Annotated in this window: 17 protein-coding genes; 7 read left to right on the plus strand and 10 right to left on the minus strand. The window is 67.8% G+C overall.

The window, feature by feature from the left end; all coding sequences use genetic code 11:
• The first annotated feature begins 414 nt into the window (after positions 1-414).
• The 3 genes from XM50_RS04500 to bdcA all read left to right on the plus strand — a co-directional run bounded on the left by XM50_RS04500 (position 415) and on the right by bdcA (position 3,099).
• Entirely contained in the window at positions 415-1,743 is a 1,329-nt protein-coding gene (locus tag XM50_RS04500) for a YeiH family protein (RefSeq protein WP_197075353.1), read from the plus strand.
• On the plus strand, positions 1,740-1,991 hold the full coding sequence (locus XM50_RS04505; protein WP_046407699.1) for a hypothetical protein: 252 nt from the start codon (positions 1,740-1,742) through the stop codon (positions 1,989-1,991). The genes XM50_RS04500 and XM50_RS04505 overlap by 4 nt, the downstream gene beginning before the upstream one ends.
• A gap of 394 nt (positions 1,992-2,385) precedes the next feature.
• Complete coding sequence (bdcA, locus tag XM50_RS04510) at positions 2,386-3,099, plus strand: SDR family oxidoreductase (RefSeq protein WP_046407700.1); 714 nt, start codon at positions 2,386-2,388, stop codon at positions 3,097-3,099.
• Between the two features lie 86 nt (positions 3,100-3,185).
• Here bdcA and XM50_RS19130 read toward each other — a convergent pair whose 3' ends face one another.
• Entirely contained in the window at positions 3,186-3,602 is a 417-nt protein-coding gene (locus XM50_RS19130) for a BLUF domain-containing protein (protein ID WP_052742430.1), read from the minus strand.
• A gap of 190 nt (positions 3,603-3,792) precedes the next feature.
• Here XM50_RS19130 and XM50_RS04520 point away from each other — a divergent pair, with 190 nt between their 5' ends.
• The gene (locus tag XM50_RS04520; RefSeq protein ID WP_197075355.1) at positions 3,793-4,422 is read left to right on the plus strand and encodes a PilZ domain-containing protein; all 630 of its coding nucleotides are present in this window, start codon (positions 3,793-3,795) and stop codon (positions 4,420-4,422) included.
• A gap of 26 nt (positions 4,423-4,448) precedes the next feature.
• On the opposite strand, the gene XM50_RS04525 is transcribed toward XM50_RS04520, so the two are convergent.
• Positions 4,449-5,108, minus strand: coding sequence for a response regulator transcription factor (locus XM50_RS04525; RefSeq protein WP_046407703.1), 660 nt, complete (start codon positions 5,106-5,108; stop codon positions 4,449-4,451).
• Between the two features lie 142 nt (positions 5,109-5,250).
• Between XM50_RS04525 and XM50_RS04530 the strand changes: the two genes are divergently transcribed.
• Positions 5,251-6,201: a PAS domain-containing protein gene (locus XM50_RS04530; protein ID WP_046407705.1), complete on the plus strand. Its 951-nt coding sequence runs from the start codon at positions 5,251-5,253 to the stop codon at positions 6,199-6,201.
• Positions 6,170-7,057, plus strand: a complete 888-nt coding sequence (locus XM50_RS20740) for a sensor histidine kinase (RefSeq protein ID WP_231621854.1) — start codon at positions 6,170-6,172, stop codon at positions 7,055-7,057. The genes XM50_RS04530 and XM50_RS20740 overlap by 32 nt, the downstream gene beginning before the upstream one ends.
• 2 nt (positions 7,058-7,059) lie before the next feature.
• Here the strand turns inward: XM50_RS20740 and XM50_RS04540 are convergent, their stop codons facing one another.
• The 8 genes from XM50_RS04540 to ectA all read right to left on the minus strand — a co-directional run bounded on the left by XM50_RS04540 (position 7,060) and on the right by ectA (position 15,759).
• A complete protein-coding gene (locus XM50_RS04540) occupies positions 7,060-8,295 on the minus strand; it encodes a mechanosensitive ion channel family protein (RefSeq protein WP_046407743.1) in 1,236 nt (411 codons plus the stop codon).
• Positions 8,296-8,367: 72 nt separating this feature from the next.
• Positions 8,368-9,717 (minus strand): MFS transporter, encoded by a 1,350-nt coding sequence (locus tag XM50_RS04545; RefSeq protein WP_046407707.1) that lies wholly within the window; start codon positions 9,715-9,717, stop codon positions 8,368-8,370.
• Positions 9,702-10,967, minus strand: a complete 1,266-nt coding sequence (locus tag XM50_RS04550; RefSeq protein ID WP_046407709.1) for an MFS transporter — start codon at positions 10,965-10,967, stop codon at positions 9,702-9,704. Before XM50_RS04550 ends, XM50_RS04545 begins: the two co-directional genes overlap by 16 nt.
• Before the next feature lie 19 nt (positions 10,968-10,986).
• Positions 10,987-12,429, minus strand: coding sequence for an aspartate kinase (locus XM50_RS04555; RefSeq protein WP_046407711.1), 1,443 nt, complete (start codon positions 12,427-12,429; stop codon positions 10,987-10,989).
• Entirely contained in the window at positions 12,426-13,358 is a 933-nt protein-coding gene (gene thpD, locus XM50_RS04560) for an ectoine hydroxylase (RefSeq protein WP_046407713.1), read from the minus strand. Before thpD ends, XM50_RS04555 begins: the two co-directional genes overlap by 4 nt.
• A gap of 57 nt (positions 13,359-13,415) precedes the next feature.
• Positions 13,416-13,829 (minus strand): ectoine synthase, encoded by a 414-nt coding sequence (locus XM50_RS04565; protein ID WP_046407715.1) that lies wholly within the window; start codon positions 13,827-13,829, stop codon positions 13,416-13,418.
• 27 nt (positions 13,830-13,856) lie between these two features.
• Positions 13,857-15,161, minus strand: a complete 1,305-nt coding sequence (ectB, locus tag XM50_RS04570) for a diaminobutyrate--2-oxoglutarate transaminase (protein ID WP_046407716.1) — start codon at positions 15,159-15,161, stop codon at positions 13,857-13,859.
• A gap of 4 nt (positions 15,162-15,165) precedes the next feature.
• Positions 15,166-15,759, minus strand: coding sequence for a diaminobutyrate acetyltransferase (ectA, locus tag XM50_RS04575; protein WP_331386557.1), 594 nt, complete (start codon positions 15,757-15,759; stop codon positions 15,166-15,168).
• Between the two features lie 179 nt (positions 15,760-15,938).
• Between ectA and XM50_RS04580 the strand changes: the two genes are divergently transcribed.
• Entirely contained in the window at positions 15,939-16,418 is a 480-nt protein-coding gene (locus XM50_RS04580) for a MarR family winged helix-turn-helix transcriptional regulator (protein ID WP_046407745.1), read from the plus strand.
• The last annotated feature ends 52 nt before the right edge of the window (positions 16,419-16,470 follow it).

Genomic DNA, 16,470 nt, shown 5'->3' on the forward strand with positions numbered 1-16,470 from the left:
GCTGCGCGTGCAACGGCTGAAGGACGAAGATGGGTGGTGAGCTGACTTAGGATCGGGCCGGTTCGAGCAGACGCTTCCGCCGCCATTGCTTGGTTGATCTTCCAACGCACGAAGCTCGGCAAGGGTCACTATCCCGTTTTCGCTGCCACGCTTACGTGAGCGAGCACCGCAGAGTAATGTCGGAATTTCAAGTAGGTTAATCCATAGCTTGATCGGCACCGGCGAAGCTTGGACGGGTAGGGCTACGACAGCAGCGATCCAGCACCAAGTCGGAGGCCGGAATATGATCGGGAATCTCGGCGCGTCCCCCCACTGGCTCGGCGCCCATGATGCGGGCCGTTCGCCCGCTATTCCGACGTTGCACTAATGGTCGCGAGCACGACTGAGCCCGGGTCCGCCTGGCGCGAACTATGGATGAAGGAGGATTGGTGGGCGACGTGGATCGGCCTCTCGATCGTCCTCGCCGCTTGCGCATTGTTCTGGAGCGGCAGCAGCCTGCGTTGGCTGGCGGTGGTGCCGCCGCGGTGGACAGATTTCCGTCAGGTGGTCTACGATATTGCGACGAACTGGCCGCGCTATATCGGCCTGTACGTCCTCTGGCTGGCCGCCTTCTCGCTCGCCCTTGCGGTGATGGGGCAGCGGGTGCGCGCCTTCCTGCCCGCCTTCACCCTGCTGTATCTTGCCGCCTACGCGATCTTCGTCATCGGCCAGTGGCAGGAGGCGTCGTCCTACAATCTCGAGCCGCCGCTGCTCGCGCTGTTGGTCGGCCTCGTCATCGCCAACACGGTGCGCCTGCCCTCCTGGTTCGAGGCGGGGCTGAAGACCGAATTCTACGTCAAGACCGGCATTGTGCTGCTCGGCGCGACCCTGCCGCTCTCGCTCGTCGTGCAGGCCGGGCCCGTGGCCATGTTGCAGGCGGCGCTCGTGTCGATCGTGACCTTCACCGTCATCTACACGGTGGCGGTCAGGCTCGGCCTTGATCGGCGCTTTGCGGCTACGCTGGGGGTGGGCGGCGCGGCCTGCGGGGTCTCGGCGGCAATTGCGGTCGCAGGTGCGGTGGGCGGCAAAAAGGAAGATACTGCCGTCGTCATCACGATCGTCGTGATCTGGGCCATGATCATGGTCTTTGCCCTGCCGCTCGCCGGGCGCGCGCTGGGCCTCCCGACCGGCGTGGCGGGCGCATGGATCGGCACCTCCGAATTCGCTGATGCGGCGGGGTTCGCGGCGGCGCAGACCTATGGCGGCTACGCCGGCGAGGTTCAGGGCATCACTGGCACCGCGGATCAAGCTATCTCTGCCTTCACGCTGATGAAGGTGGTCGGTCGCGACATGTGGGTGGGTGTGTGGGCTGTGGGACTCGCGATCATCGCGACGACGCGATGGGGCCCGCACCCCGGCGGCAGCGCGCCCGACGTGGGCGAAATCTGGCGACGTTTCCCCAAGTTCGTGATCGGGCTGTTCCTCGCCTCTGCGATCATCACCGCCGCGACCGCCCATTACAGCTTGGAGCGGTATGACAACATCGTCGCGCCGACGTTGACGGGTCCGATCAAGGACCTGCGTACCTGGGCATTCATCTTCTGCTTCTTCAGCATCGGCCTGACGACCCGTTTCCGTGACCTGGCTGCCGCCGGCCGAACGCCCTTCGGCGCATTCACCGCCGGCGTGGTCGTCAACGTCATCCTGGGCTTCGTCCTCTCCGTCTATGTCTTCGGCGCCTATTGGGCGACGCTGGGGCAATGAGCATCGCCACGATCTTCCGGGACCTTCTGGAGGCGGGGGCGCGAGACAAGCCCTGCCGCCCGTGCGCGCATTTCTGCGACGATCCCGCGCGGCTGAAACGTGAATTGCCGGGGCTGACGGCGCTCTCCTCGACCAGCGCCTCGGTCTGCGCGCAGGACGGTTTATGCCTGCACCACGGATTGATCATCAACGGTCGACGCCGCTGCCCCGCCTTCAGCCCCTGCGACTTGGGCCTCGAGCGGGCGTGACTTGAGTGTACGGCCACCCTCCCATCTGCATCGGGGCAGATAGCGAACGCTGACAGTGCGCCGTCGGTTTATCTGTCGGGCACGCTCGAAAAACTCGTCGCCGGGACTCCAGCTTAATTGCAGCAGGTCAAGAGTCGCGGCCGATCACGCCTCCCAAGCATCGAAGTCGCTTTCATTTTGCGCCCCGGCTATCGCAAGGAGGCGCAGCGCCTCGCAGGGGTACGAGTTTGGACTGGGCTCTAAGGACCGCTAGTGGGGCGCTACCCGACAGTCCGCTTTATGATTCCACGGCCCGGCTCTGAGTCATCTGTCCTCGACGCGTACGCCCATCATTGACGGACGCCGTTGCCGGATTATGTACCGCCCCGTACATTATCCATCAAGGAGAGGCCGCATGGCTGCGTTTTCAGGAAAGAAGGTTCTCGTGCTCGGTGGCAGTCGCGGGATCGGCGCGGCGATCGTGCGGCGCTTCGCGAACGATGGCGCGGCGGTGACCTTCACCTATGCCGGATCGCGCGACGCGGCCGAGCGGCTGGCATCGGAAACCGGCGCCACGGCGGTGCAGACCGACAGCGCGGATCGCGACGCGGTGATCGCCCGGGTGCGCGACAGCGGCCCGCTCGACGTGCTGGTGGTGAACGCCGGCTATGCGATCTTCGGCGACGCGCTGGCGCAGGATCCCGATGCGATCGACCATCTGCTGCGCGTCAACGTCCACGCGCCTTATTACGCCTCCGTCGAGGCGGCGCGGCAGATGCCCGACGGCGGGCGGATCATCGTCATCGGCTCGGTCAACGGGGATCGCATGCCGATGCCCGGCATGGCCTCCTATGCGCTCAGCAAGTCGGCGCTTCAGGGCATGGCCCGCGGCCTCGCGCGTGATTTCGGCCCGCGCGGCATCACGATCAACATCGTGCAGCCCGGCCCGGTCGATACGGAGGCCAATCCCGCCGACGGCCCGATGAAGGATGTGATGCACAGCTTCATGGCGATCAAGCGCCACGGCCGCCCGGACGAGATCGCCGCGATGGTCGCCTGGCTCGCCGGCCCGGAGGCCGGGTTTGTCACCGGCGCGATGCACACGATCGACGGCGGCTTCGGCGCCTGACCGCCTGATAAATGGGGGGGCGGGGGCGGGGCGCGTGCCGGCCGGCGCGCGCCCTTCTCGCCCTGCCTCCCGTCAACCGCCGCGGTTCAGCGGTCGGTGGTGCGGACGAACTCCATCAGCAGCGCCTTCAGGTCGCGCGCGCTGTCCTCGGCGCGGGTGCCGGCCTGTTCGCATATCCGCTTCAGCTCGCGCTCGAAGAAGGACGTGCCGGCTGACGACACCGCCCACCAGCCGGCAAAGGCGCGCCTGGCCGCGGTCGACGCCTCGAGTGTCAGGGCGCTGCGATGGCGCGGGTCCGACAGGATGCTCTGGCGCAGCGCAGCGACGCTCGCCGCCGGCCCCTCGATGAACTGCGAGAATCGCTCGCCGGTCCAGATCAGCGCACCCGTCACGTCGAGCGTCGCGTTGCGCGATTGCGAGACCGCTTGGATCGCCCGCATCGCCTCACCAGCCTCGGCACGGTCGAGCGTGCAGACGCTTGAATATAACCAGGTAGAAAACATGATGGTGACGGCGCGCGGGTGTTGATCTCAAAGAGGTGGGCGGCTCCATCGTCAATCGCACCCGTGTCGGTCAAGAGTGCTGCGGCCCTTGTGGTTACCAAAATGTTACCGGCCGCTACCGTAGATTTGCCATCTCCCCCTCGCCCCCGGTCGCGCGGCAATGGTCGCCTCGCGAGCAGGAGGGTTGAAGATGAACGTTCATGATCTGAACCGCGGCGCGATCGCGCAGGGCGCCCGGTCGTTACGATCGCTGTCCGCGCCGGAGCGGCGCCGTGGGCAGCGCCTGCGCACCGTGTACCGCGTCGCCCGGCTGTTCGCGCGCGGCGACACCGGGCTCGCGCGGGTGCGCAACATCTCTGACGGCGGGCTGATGCTCTCGACGACGATGGACATGTGCGTCGGCGATCCGGTGCGCGTCGACCTGTCGGACAGCTGCTCGCTGAGCGGCAAGGTTGCCTGGCACCACGGCGACCAATGCGGCATCGCGCTCAGCGCGCCGATCGACAGCAGCGCGGTGCTGAAGCGGCTGTTCGAGGAACGCCGCGCCGGCGACGCGCGCCCGATGCGGATCAACCACCAGAAGTCGGTGGTGGTGGAAAGCGAGCTTGGCCTTCAGGTCGCGACGCTGCGCGACGTGTCGCAATCGGGGCTGAAGCTGGCGCATGACGGCCGCTTCACCGCGGGCCTGCCGGTCAAGGTGCGGCTCAGCCCCGAGCTGGAGCGCCGCGGCGTAGTGCGCTGGTCGCAGACCGGGCTCGCCGGCGTCGTCCTCACCGAGGGCTTGAGCGTGGAGGAACTAGGCTCGATGCGCGACCTGTAATCACCCGTCCGCACCGGCTGCCTGTTTCAGGCAGGCTCCAACACGGCGGCATCCGCCACGCCCGCCGCAAAGCCGATCCGCATCGCCTCGGCGACGGTGCGCACCCCCAGCCGGTCGAACAGGTTGGCGCGGTGCATCTCGGCGGTGCGCACGCTGATCCCCAGCAGGTGCGCCGCGCTCTTGGTCGTTTCCCCGGCCATCAGCGCGGTCAGCATCTCGCGCTCGCGCGGCGACAGCTGGTCGACCCGTGCCGCGTTCTGGCGACGCGCGTTCTGCCGTGCGACCACCTCATCCAGTTCGTCCGACAGGCGGGCGATAATGTCCAGCAACACCGCCTCGGCGAACGGCTTTTCGATGAAGTCGCGCGCGCCCAGCTTCATCGCGCGCACCGCGCTCGGCATGTCACCATGTCCCGTCACGACGATCATCGGGAACAGCGCGCGCAGGTCCTGCGGGATACGCTCCAGCACCGCCAGCCCGTCGAGCTGCGGCATGCGAATGTCGAGCAGAGCGCACCCCGGCGCCAGCCCGGGCGCCTCGTCGAGGAAATCGGTCCCGGACACGAACGGTCGCGGCGCATAGCCCGACGCGCTCAGCAGGAACGACGTTGATCGACGAACGCCGGCATCATCGTCAATGACGTACACCGCGCGGGAAGAAGAAGGCGCGGGCGCAGCAGCAACCATGGGGAGGACTTTTCCGTGATCGGGGAGAAGGCGCCCGATCAAGACTTCCGCGTCGGGAAGCAAGGGGACGGACCAGAGACAGGCGGCGCACTAACGCGCATAGAGGCGGCGCGCCATAACAAGGTTGGGGGAGATCTGAAAAATGCTGAGCCTGACGGCGACGGAATTCCTTGAACGTACCAGCGAGTGCGTTCTGGTCGTCGGTTCAGACTGGACGGTGAAATTCTGCAATGACCTTGCCCGGCGTGAGTTGCGCAGCCCCGATCTGGAGGGGAGCCACCTGTGGTCGACATTTCCCGCGGCGCGCGGCTCGGTCTTTGAGGAACGCTATCGCCTCGCGCTCGAGCGGCAGATGAGCCAGACCTTCCAGGCTTATTATCCCTCGCTTGAGCGCTGGTATGATGTTCATGCCGTCCCGGCCGGCGGGAACCTCGCGGTGTTCTTCCGCAACCTCAACGGCGCCCGCGTCGCGCCGGGCGAGGTGCGGCCGCCCGCGCCGATGCTTGATGCGCTGTTCGACCAGACGTTCCTCGGGGTGATGCAGCTTGATGCGGGCGGGCGGCCGGTCGATGCGAACCACCAGCTCTGCAGCCTCGTCGCGCGTTCCGCTTGCGATCTTCTGTCGCGGCCGATGGCCGACTGGATAATGCCGACCGACCTTAAGGCATTGGAGGCGTGGCTGCGCCATGTGCAGGCGACGACGGCGCCGGGCGAGTGCGAGGTCCGGATCGTGCGCCCGGATGGGGAAATCCGCCACTGCTCGCTGCGCCTCTCGTCCGAGGGCAGCATGCCGGCTGGCCGGCGCACTATCCTGGTCTCCGCCGACATCACCGACCGCCGGCAGGCGGAGGCGCATTTGCGCGAGCGGGAACAACGCCTTCACCTCGCCGCGCGCGCCACCAACGACGTCATCTGGGACCATGACCTGCGCTCGGGCGAGGTCAGCTGGAACCACGCGATCGAGCAGCTCCACGGCGCCCCGGCAATCGACCACGTCAGCTGGTGGGTGGCAGATCCACCCCGAGGACCGCCCGCGCGTCACCGCCGATATCGACGCCTTCATCGTTTCGGGCGGGGAGCATTGGCAGCATGAATATCGCTTCGCCCGCGCCGATGGCAGCCACGCCCACGTCCTCCACCGCGCCTTTCTGGTGCGCGACGATGGCGGTGCGGCGGTCCGCATGGTCGGCGCGATGACCGACATCAGCCAGCGGGTGGAGGCGCAACAGCGGCTGAACCGGCTGCAGGGCGAGCTGATCCACGTCTCGCGCGTCAGCGCGATGGGCACCATGGCCTCCGCGCTCGCGCATGAGCTCAACCAGCCGCTCACCGGCATCGCCAATTATGTCTCGGGCGCGCGCCGCCTGCTCGAGGCGCGCGGCGCCGACGCGCTGGAGGATGTCCTGCCCGCGCTTTCGCTCGCCGCGGATGAGGTCAACAACGTCGGCGAGATGATCCGTCGCCTGCGCCGCATGGTGGCGCACGGCCGCGCCGATGTGCAGCCGGTCGCGCTCGGCCGGCTGGTCCATGACGCGCTGTCGCTCGCCATTCCCAACCCGGCGCTGGCGCAGGTCGAGATCGCGGTGGATCTCGCCCCCGGCAAGGTCGATGCCGATCCGGTCCAGCTCCAGCAGGTGCTGGTCAACCTCATCCGCAACGCGACCGAGGCGATGGAGCATGCGCCAACGCGCCGGCTGCGGATCTGGTCGACGGCGGAGGGGGATCGTCACCGCGTGCGGGTGTCCGACACCGGCGGCGGCCTCTCCGACGAGGTTGCGGCGGGGCTGTTCTCGGCCTTCCGCTCGACCAAGGAGAACGGAATGGGCGTCGGGCTCACCATCTGCCGCACGATCATCGAATCGCATCGCGGCACCATCGGCGTGGAGGAAACCTCGCCCGCGGGGACGACGATGTTCTTCGTCCTCCCGCTCTCCCGCGCCGAACCCTGACGCTAGGCCGCGTCCGCGCGCGCGCCGATCATCCGCAAATCGACCCCGCTCGGCTCCTGGAAGGCGCGCAGGCCGAACTCGGGCAGGATCGCGATCAGATGGTCGAAGATATCCGCCTGGATATCCTCATACTCCACCCACATGGTCGTCGCGGTGAAGCAATAGATCTCGATCGGGATCCCCTGCGGCGTGGGGGCCAGCTGGCGCACGATCAGCGTCATGTCCTGCGCGATCCGCGGGTTGGCGCGCAGGTAATGGAGCACATAGGCGCGAAACGTGCCGATGTTGGTCACGCGCCGCTGGTTGGCGGGGATTTGCGCCGCCGGCCCAAGCCTCGCGTTCCATTCGGCCAGCTCCCCGCGCTTGCGATCGATATGGTCGTGCACCAGGGCGATGTCGGCCATCCGGTCGCGCTCCGCCTCGGTCAGGAACCGCACGCAATTCTGGTCGATGAGCAGCGCGCGCTTGATCCGCCGCCCGCCCGATTCCGCCATGCCGCGCCAGTTCTTGTAGCTTTCCTGGATCAGCCGGTGGGTCGGGATGGTGGTGACCGTCTTGTCCCAGTTCTGCACCTTCACCGTGTGCAGCGCGATGTCGATCACCGCGCCGTCGGCATGCAGCTGCGGCATGTCGATCCAGTCGCCGACGCGCAGCATGTCGTTGGAGGTGAGCTGCACCGACGCGACCAGCGACAGGATCGTGTCCTTGAACACCAGCATCAGCACCGCCGCCATCGCGCCCAGCCCGGACAATAGCAGCAGCGGCGATTGCTCCATCAGGGCCGCGACGATCAGGATCGCGGCGCCCAGGTACAGGACGATCTTCAGCACCTGGACATAGCCCTTGATCGGGCGATGCGCCGCCTCCGGCCGCCGCTCGTAGATCTGGTTGGCGAGGCTCAGCGCCGCGCCGATCGCCAGCGCCAGGAACAGGATGATCGACGCCGCCACCACATTGCCGATCGCGACCCCCACCGGCGCGGGCAGGTTGGGCACCGCGCGGATGCCGTAAGCGACGATCAGCGCCGGCACGATATTGGCCAGCCGTGCGGCGATCGGCGCCGCGCCCTCCACCGGCAGCCGCCGCATGATGTAGCGCAGCGCGATCCGCTTCACGACGAAGTTCGCGCCCCACGCGATCGCCCCCAGCAGCGCCAGCGCGATCAGCGTCTCGGCCCAGGCGGGCAGCTGCGCCAGCACGGGTATCCCGCGCAGCGAGAGGGAAGGGGCGGCGGTCATCGAATACATGGCAATCCTGCCCGGACGATCCGGGTCCTGCTGGGGCGAGGGGGAAGGCGCGGGTGAACGGGCTCAGCCCGCCGCTTGGTCACGCCGCGCAAAGGGGTCCTCGCGCAGCGATCGACCCGCCGTTTCGGGCATGAAGCGCAGCGCGACAAGCCCCACGACGCACGCCAGCATCATGTAATAGGCCGGCATCATCGGATCGCCCGTCAGGCTGATCAGCCCGCTGCCGACCATCGGCGCCGTCCCGCCAAAGATCGAGGTGGAGATATTATAGGCGATGGCAAAGCCGGCAAAGCGCACCGCGGTCGGGAACATTGCCGGGAAGGTGGCGGAGATGGTCGCCAGCTGCGGCACGTACAGCAGTCCCAGCACGATGAACCCGACGATCGCGCCGGCAAATCCGGTGCCGATCAGCATGTAGAGCGGCACCACCATCACCAGCAGGCCGATCAGCGACCAGCGCCACATCACCCGCCGCCCGATCCGGTCGGACAGCGCGCCGGCAAAGGGGATGAAGACCATCATGAACAGCATGCCGATGATCGGCACCAGTAACGCCTCGTCGCTGCTGAGGCCGATGCGGCGCTGCAGATAGGTCGGCATGTAGCTGAGCAGGGTATAATTGACGACGTTGAGCGCGATCACCAGCCCGCCGACCACCAGCAACGGCCGCCAATGCTCACGCACCAGCGTGGCGATGCCGGGCGGCCGCCGCTCCTCCATTGCTGCCATTTCCTCGCGGAAGATCGGCGTGTCCTCCATCTTCGACCGGACATACATGCCGACCAGCCCGATCGGCCCGGCGATCAGGAACGGGATGCGCCAGCCCCAGCCCTGCATCTGCGCGTCGCCCAGCCACAGCGAAAAGCCGAGCATCAGCGCCGCGCCGCAGGAAAAGCCGGCGAGCGTGCCGAATTCCAGGAAGCTGCCGAAAAAGCCGCGCCGGTCGTCGGGGGCATATTCGGCCATGAAGGTCGCTGCCCCGCCATATTCGCCGCCCGTGGAAAATCCCTGCACCAGCCTGAGCGCGATCAGCAGCGTCGGCGCCCAGACGCCGATCGTCGAATAATCGGGGATCAGCCCGACGGCAAAGGTCGCGCCGGCCATCATCAGGATGGTCATCGCCAGCACCGACTTGCGCCCGATCCGGTCGCCGAGCGGCCCCCAGAACAGCCCGCCGAGCGGCCGGACCAGGAAGGAGATGGCAAAGGTGGCGAGCGCGAACAGCACCGCCTCCTCGGTGTCGCCGGGAAACAGGGCGGCCGAGATGAAGGTCAGGCCGTAGGCGTAAATGCCATAGTCGAACCATTCGACCGCATTGCCCAGCGCCGACGCGCCGACCGCGCGCTTCAGTTCCGAACGGTCGCCACCCTGATGGGGCGGCGCGGCGGTATCGGCCGTCACGTGCGTGTCCATGGTTCACCTGTTGTATCGTCGTGGGGCGCAGGCTCGGGGCCTGCAGGGTCGAGCAGCGCGGCGACCGGCGTGGTGCGCGGCAGGATCTGGAAATCCTGCTGCTCGGGCGCGGGCACGGGCGCGCTGATGGCGAGACGGCACAGGCCAAAGGCGAGCGTTCCCGCCGCGGCAAGCCCGATGAAGCCGAACAGGCCGCCCGTCCCCGCCTGGCTCATCGCCGTCGCCGCGCCCATCGGGCCCAGTGCCGCGCCCGCCGAATACAGCAGCACCAGCTGGCCGCTCGCCGCGACCCGCTCGTGCGACGCCAGCCGGTCGTTCACATAGGCGACGCACAAGGGGTAGAGCGCAAAGGCGAGGCCACCGAACGCCGCGCCCAGCACGAACAGCAGGATCCCGCCCGGCGCCGTGGCCAGCGCCAGGCTCACCAGCAGGGTCGCGGCAAAGCAGCCGATGATGACGAGCCGTCGGTCGAACCGGTCGGACAATCGCCCCAGCGGCCATTGCAGCGCCACGCCGCCCAGGATCACGATGGTCATGAAGCTGGCGGTGCCCTTCAGGTCCAGCCCGACGCGCCCGGCATAGATGGCGGCGAGGCCATAAAAGGCGCCCAGCATCAGCCCGGTGATGCCGGCGCCGACCACGCCCAGCGGGGAGGCGGCGAACAGCCGGCGCAGCGGCAGCGAGGCGGCATCCTCCAGCACCGGCGCATGGGTGCGCGTCAGGCAGACCGGGATGATCGCCAGCGTGATCAGGATCGACGCCAGCTCGAACGGCACCTGCGGCGCGGTATTGCCTGACCTGAGCAGCAGCTGCCCCAGCGCCTGCCCGGAATAGAGCGCGACCATATAGGAGGCGAGCACCGACCCGCGCGTCGTGCTGTCGGCGCGGTCGTTCAGCCAGCTTTCGATGCAGATGAAGACGCCCGCCACGCAGACGCCGTCGACCAGCCGCAACGCGGCCCACAGCGCGGGCTGCTGGACCAGGGCATAGGTCAGCGTGCTGACCGACAGCAGCGCGACGAAGGTGGCGAAGGCGCGGATATGGCCGACGCGTCGGACGATCGCGCCGGCGCGCAGCGCGCCGATCACCAGCCCGCCGAAATAGGCGGTGGCGACAAGGCCGATGACCATCGTGCTGCTGCCGCCGCGTTCCAGCCGCAGCGCGATCAGCGTCGACAGAAAACCGCTGCCCGCCATCATCATGAAGATGGCGGCGAGCAGGCTTCGCACGGGCAGGATGGTCGCCAGCATCGGTGTCATGCCCGCCGCATCACGCGGCGCGGCGGTCCTCGCTGATGGGCGCCTCGCGCTCGATCAGCGCATGGTGCAGCGCGCGCACCGCGGCGTCGAAATCACTGCAATCGACGACGAACTGGACGTCGACGTTGCGGATCTGGTGCTGCATCGCCAGCATCGTCACGCCCGCCTCGCCCAGCGCGGCGAGCGCGTCCGGGACCAGCCCGGGGCGCGAGATGTCGCTGCCGATCGCGGCAACCATCGCCACCGGATGCGCGGAAACCGCCGCGTCGGGATACATCGCCTGCAACTCGGCGATCGCGCCCGCCACCGCCTCGGCGCTGGCGTTCAGATAATGGGTGATCGTATTGGCGTTGGACGCCTTGCTCACGATCCACAGACGATGGCGCGCGAGCAGGTCGAGGATCGCGGTGTCATAGCCCTTCACCCCGACCATATCCTGTTCGAAGAACTGCAGCGCCTGCAGCTGGCGGATGCCCGTGACGATCTCGATCCGTGGCTTTTCCGACATATAGTCGCCGGTGACGAGCGTGCCGCCGTCCTCGCGGTCGAACGTGTTGCGCACGCGCAGCGGGATCCCGCTCTGGCGCAGCCCGCGCCCGGCGCCGGGGTGGATCGCCTCCATCCCTAGGTTCGCGAGCTGGTCGGCGACGTCGTAGTTCGTCCGCCCGATCTTGCGCGCCTTGTCGACGCCGACCAGCCGGGGGTCGGCGCTCGACAGGTGGAATTCCTTGTGGATGATCGCCTCGCGCGCACCGGTCAGCACCGCCAGCCGCGAAAAGGTCATCTCGGTATAGCCGCGGGCATAGCGCGACACCATGCCGCCCTCGCAGCCGGCATAGCCGGTGACGATCGGCAGCACGCGGGAAAGGTCGATCGCGGCAAAGGCGTCGCCGATCCTTTGGTCCAGGCTGCGCAGGTCGTCCTGGTCCCATAGCGTCAGGTCCACGAACTGCGCATTCACGTCGCGGTCGCGCAGCAGCAGCGCGGTGCTGTTCGCGCTATGCGCCTCGCCGATCCCGGCCAGCAGCTCGCGCACCGTCACCAGCTGCTCCTTGACGCAGAAGCGGCCATGGCTGCGCAGCCGCGCCAGATCCTCCAGGCACGCACCGACCGATGCGATCCGCCGGTCGACAAAGGCGTCGGCCTCGGCGCGGCTCTCGGCGCGCGCGAACATCGCGGCATTGCGCTCGCGCATCGCCGCCTGCACCCGCGCCATCGCCTCGCGCCAGCCATTGGCATCGTCGTCCGCGACGAACCGGCCATAGACGCCCGGCTCGCCGGTCTTCTTGTTCTCCAGCAGCAGGTCGGTCATCCCGCCATAGGCGGAGACGACGAAGATGCGGTTGTAGAGGTCCGCGCCCGAGCGGCCGGCGATCAGGACATTGTCGAACAGCGTCGCCGTCGCCGCCATCGACGTGCCGCCGATCTTCTCCACGCTGTGGCCAGCGCTCATGCCGGCACCATTTCTGCCAGCGGCTCGGACAGGGGCCCGCTTTCGACGGCCAGCGGCTCGGCCTTGCCGCGATGCGCCAGGAACCAGGGGCGCGGCTTCTCGACCCCGAACGGCTTCTCCAGCTGGTTGCTCACCGCATTATAGACCAAGAACGCATTCGCGCGCGGGAAGGGCGTGATGTTGCCGTTCGACCCGTGCATCAGGTTGCAGTCGAACAGGACCACCGTGCCCGGCTTCCCCGTCGGCGCGACGATGCCGTGCCGCTGCGCCATTTCGGCGAGGCTCTGCTCGTCCGGCACGCCATATTCCTGCTTCTTGAGCGAGCTGAGATAATGGTCCTCGGGCGTCTCGCCGACGCACGTCAGGAACGTGCGGTGCGATCCCGGGATCACCATCAGCGGGCCGTTGTGCGGCGTGTTCTCGGCCAGCAGGATCGACATCGACAAGGCGCGCATCCGCGGCATCCCGTCCTCGACGTGCCAGGTCTCGAAATCGCTGTGCCAGTAGAATTCGCGCCCCTTGAACCCCGGCTTATAGTTCAGCCGCGACTGGTGGATGTACACCTCGTCGCCGAGCAGGAACCGCGCGACATCGGCCAGCCGCGCATCGCGCGCCAGCCGCGCCATCACCGCGCTTTGCTGGTGAATCTCGAAGATCGACCGGATTTCGTCGCTCTGCGGCTCGGTGACGATCGTCTCGCGGTCGAGCGCGGCCGGATTGCCGAGCAGCTCGCCCGCCGCGCGCTGGAGGAAGTCGACCTCCGCGGCCGAGAACAGATCCTCGAGCACGAGATAGCCGTCGCGTTCGAACTGTACCGCCTGTGCCGCGCTGACCGGCGCGACGGGGCTCCAGGTGCTGCGGACGACGGGGTCCTGCCGCGGCCGCAGTTCGGCCTCCGCGGCAAAGCGAGAGGGGTAGAGGTCCTGCATCAGGCGTCTCCCTTTTATTGGTTCATGTCATGGGGGCGAGGGCGCGCACGCCGGGGATCACCCGGTCGCAGCCACCGGCGCCCGCGCGTCGACATCGGCCGGATAGGCCCCCGTCTCGTCATGCACTTCATTGCCGGTCACCGGCGGGTTGAAGGTGCAGGCGGTGACGAGGTCGGTCTCCGGCCGCACGATATGCCGGTCATTGTTGTTCAGCGCATACATCACGCCCGGCTCCAGCCGGTGGATTTCCCCCGTCCCCAGGTCCTCGATCGTGCCCGTGCCCTTCAGCACCAGCACCGCCTCCAGGTGGTTCTGGTAATGCATCTTCAGCTCACTGCCGGCGAACATGGTGGTGACATGGAAGGAAAAGCCCATGCCATCGTCCTTCAGCAGCAGCCGGGCACTGACCCAACCGTCCGATTCCACGTTGCGGTCCGATGCGCGAATGTCGTCGAGTTTGCGAACGATCATGAATGATCTCCTTTAGGTCTGAAGTATTTATTCCGCCGCGATGGCGTGGTCGGCGCGCATGGCCTCGCCCAGCCGCGCCTCCAGCATGTCGAGCCCGTGGCTCAGCACGGCGTCGTCGATCACCAGCGGCGCCAGCACCTTGATGACCTCGTCGTGCGCGCCGCTCGTCTCGATGATGAGGCCGGCGTCAAAACAGGCCGCCGTCACCTGGCTGGCAAGCTCGCCCGACCCGACGTTGATGCCGCGCATCATGCCGCGCCCGCGCGTCTCGAAACCATGGCGGTCGGCCATGCGCTGCAAGCGGCTGGCGAGCAGGTCGCCGCGCCGCTGCACGTCACCGGCAAAGCGGTCGTCCTGCCAGAAATGGCGCAGCGCCGCGGTCGCCGTGACGAAGGCGTGGTTGTTGCCGCGGAACGTGCCATTGTGCTCGCCCGGCAGCCACTGGTCGAGCTCGGGGCGAAGCAGCGTCAGCGCGAACGGCAGCCCCATGCCCGACAGCGATTTCGCCAGCGTGACGATGTCGGGCGTGAAGCCCATGTCCTCGAAGCTGAAGAAGCTGCCCGTCCGCCCGCAGCCGGCCTGGATGTCGTCGACGATCAGCAGCGCGCCATGCGCCCTGGCGGTCCCCGCGATCCGCCGCAGCCATTCGGGCGACGCGGCGTTCAGCCCGCCTTCGCCCTGCACCGTCTCGACCAGGATCGCGGCCGGCGCGTCGAGCCCGCTCGAGGGGTCGGACAGCCGCTGTTCCAGCAGGTCCGCGGTGTCGACGTCGGGCCCGTAATAGCCGTCATAGGGCTCGTGCGCGACATGCGACAGCGGCACGCCCGCGCCGCCGCGCTTGGTGGCATTGCCGGTGCACGCCAGCGCGCCCAGCGTCATGCCGTGGAAACCGTTGGTGAAGGCGATCACCATCTGCCGCCCGGTCACCTTGCGCGCCAGCTTGATCGCCGCCTCCACCGCGTTCGTCCCGGTCGGCCCGGTGAACATCACGCGATGGTCCATCCCGCGCGGCTTCAGGATCACGCGCTCGAACGTGTCGAGGAAATCGTGCTTGGCGTCGGTGTGCAGGTCGAGGCCGTGGGCGATCCCGTCGGCCGCGACATAATCGAGCAGCGCCTGTTTCAGGATCGGGTGGTTGTGCCCGTAATTCAGCGTCGAACAGCCCGACAGGAAATCGAGGTACCGCCCGCCCTGGTCGTCGTGCATCCACACGCCCTCGGCGCGGTTGAACTGGCGCGGCATCGCGCGGGCGTAGCTGCGCACGGCGGAGTCGCGGCGCTCATACAGGCGGGTGTCCGGGCGGGTGCCGGACGGCTGTGGTGTCGTGAACAAGGTCTTATCCCCTCTGTTCTGTCAGATTGTGGTGGTCGATCGGCCCAATCCGGGCGAGGAACTCGGTCGCGTGCGCGCCGGCGAAATGCGTCTCGCGGTCGAACATCGTGCGCCGCTCCAGCGTCGCGGACCAGGTCCGCGCCAGTCGCTGGAACAGCCCCCAGGACGCTTCATTGTCCGCGGTGATGGTGGTGATCAGATGCGTCACGCCCTGCTGTGCGGGCTGCTGCATCAAATGGTTGATCATCCGGCTGGCCAGCTGCCTGCCCCGGCCCTCGGGCGCGACGGCAACCTGCCACACGAAAAACGCGGTCGGGTCGGACGGCGGGCGATAGCCGGAGACCCAGCCGATCATCCGGCCCGCCTCCTCGGCGATCACTTCCTCGGCAATAACGCAATGGTCCCCGAAATGCTCGCACTGCAGCAGGTTGCAATAGGGCGAGTTGCGATCGAGCGGCGGGCAGGCCGCGATCAGTGCGGTGACGGCAGGGCCGTCGGTGGCTCGGGGACGGCGCAGGCGCAGCGTGGCTGCGGCGCCGCCATGATGGTCGTTGGCGGTCGAAGGCGTCGCCTTTTCGACCGTTTCGCTCTCAAGAATGTTTCACTCCATGAAGTTATAAGCGCACGGCAATGCAGCGCTGCTCGCTAAAAACCTAAGCCCCTTTGGCGCAAGCACAACCCCGTTCAGCAAAATATGTTTCATCGGGTGAAACATATCGCAATGAATATCGTGAAAAATGCCGCTTGCAGCGCGCGCGCCGGGCGCTACGCGGCGACATGGATTCGCCGATCGCCAGCGCCACTTTGAGAGCGTTGCGCCGCGTGCTTCGCGCGGCGGAAGGGGGCACGCGAAAGCTTGCCACCACCACCGGGCTCACGCCCTCGCAATTGCTCGTCCTGCGGGAAATCGACGCCGGCGAGGGGGTGACCCCGGGCAAGATCGCGCAGACGCTTCAGTTCAGCCACGCCGCGATCACCGCGATCGTCGACCGGCTGGTGACGCTCGGGCTGGTGACGCGCGCGCGCAGCGAGGAGGACAAGCGGCGGATGCTGCTCGCCGTTACGGGCAAGGGGCATGACTGCCTCGCCAGCGCGCCCGACATGCTGCAGGAGGTGTTCACGGCGCGCTTCACGGCGCTGCCGTCATGGGAACAGGCGATGATCCTCGCCGGGGTCGAACGGCTTGCCGATCTCCTCGGCGGCGGCGATCCCGACGCCGCGCCGCTGCTCGACGCCGGCGCGATCGACCGGCCCTGAGCGCAGGTGGGGCGGGGCGGGGGCCCAGGCCGCCCGCCGCCGTCCGCCCGCC

Source organism: Sphingomonas sp. Ag1 (assembly GCF_000980895.1).
Classification (GTDB): domain Bacteria; phylum Pseudomonadota; class Alphaproteobacteria; order Sphingomonadales; family Sphingomonadaceae; genus Sphingomonas; species Sphingomonas panaciterrae.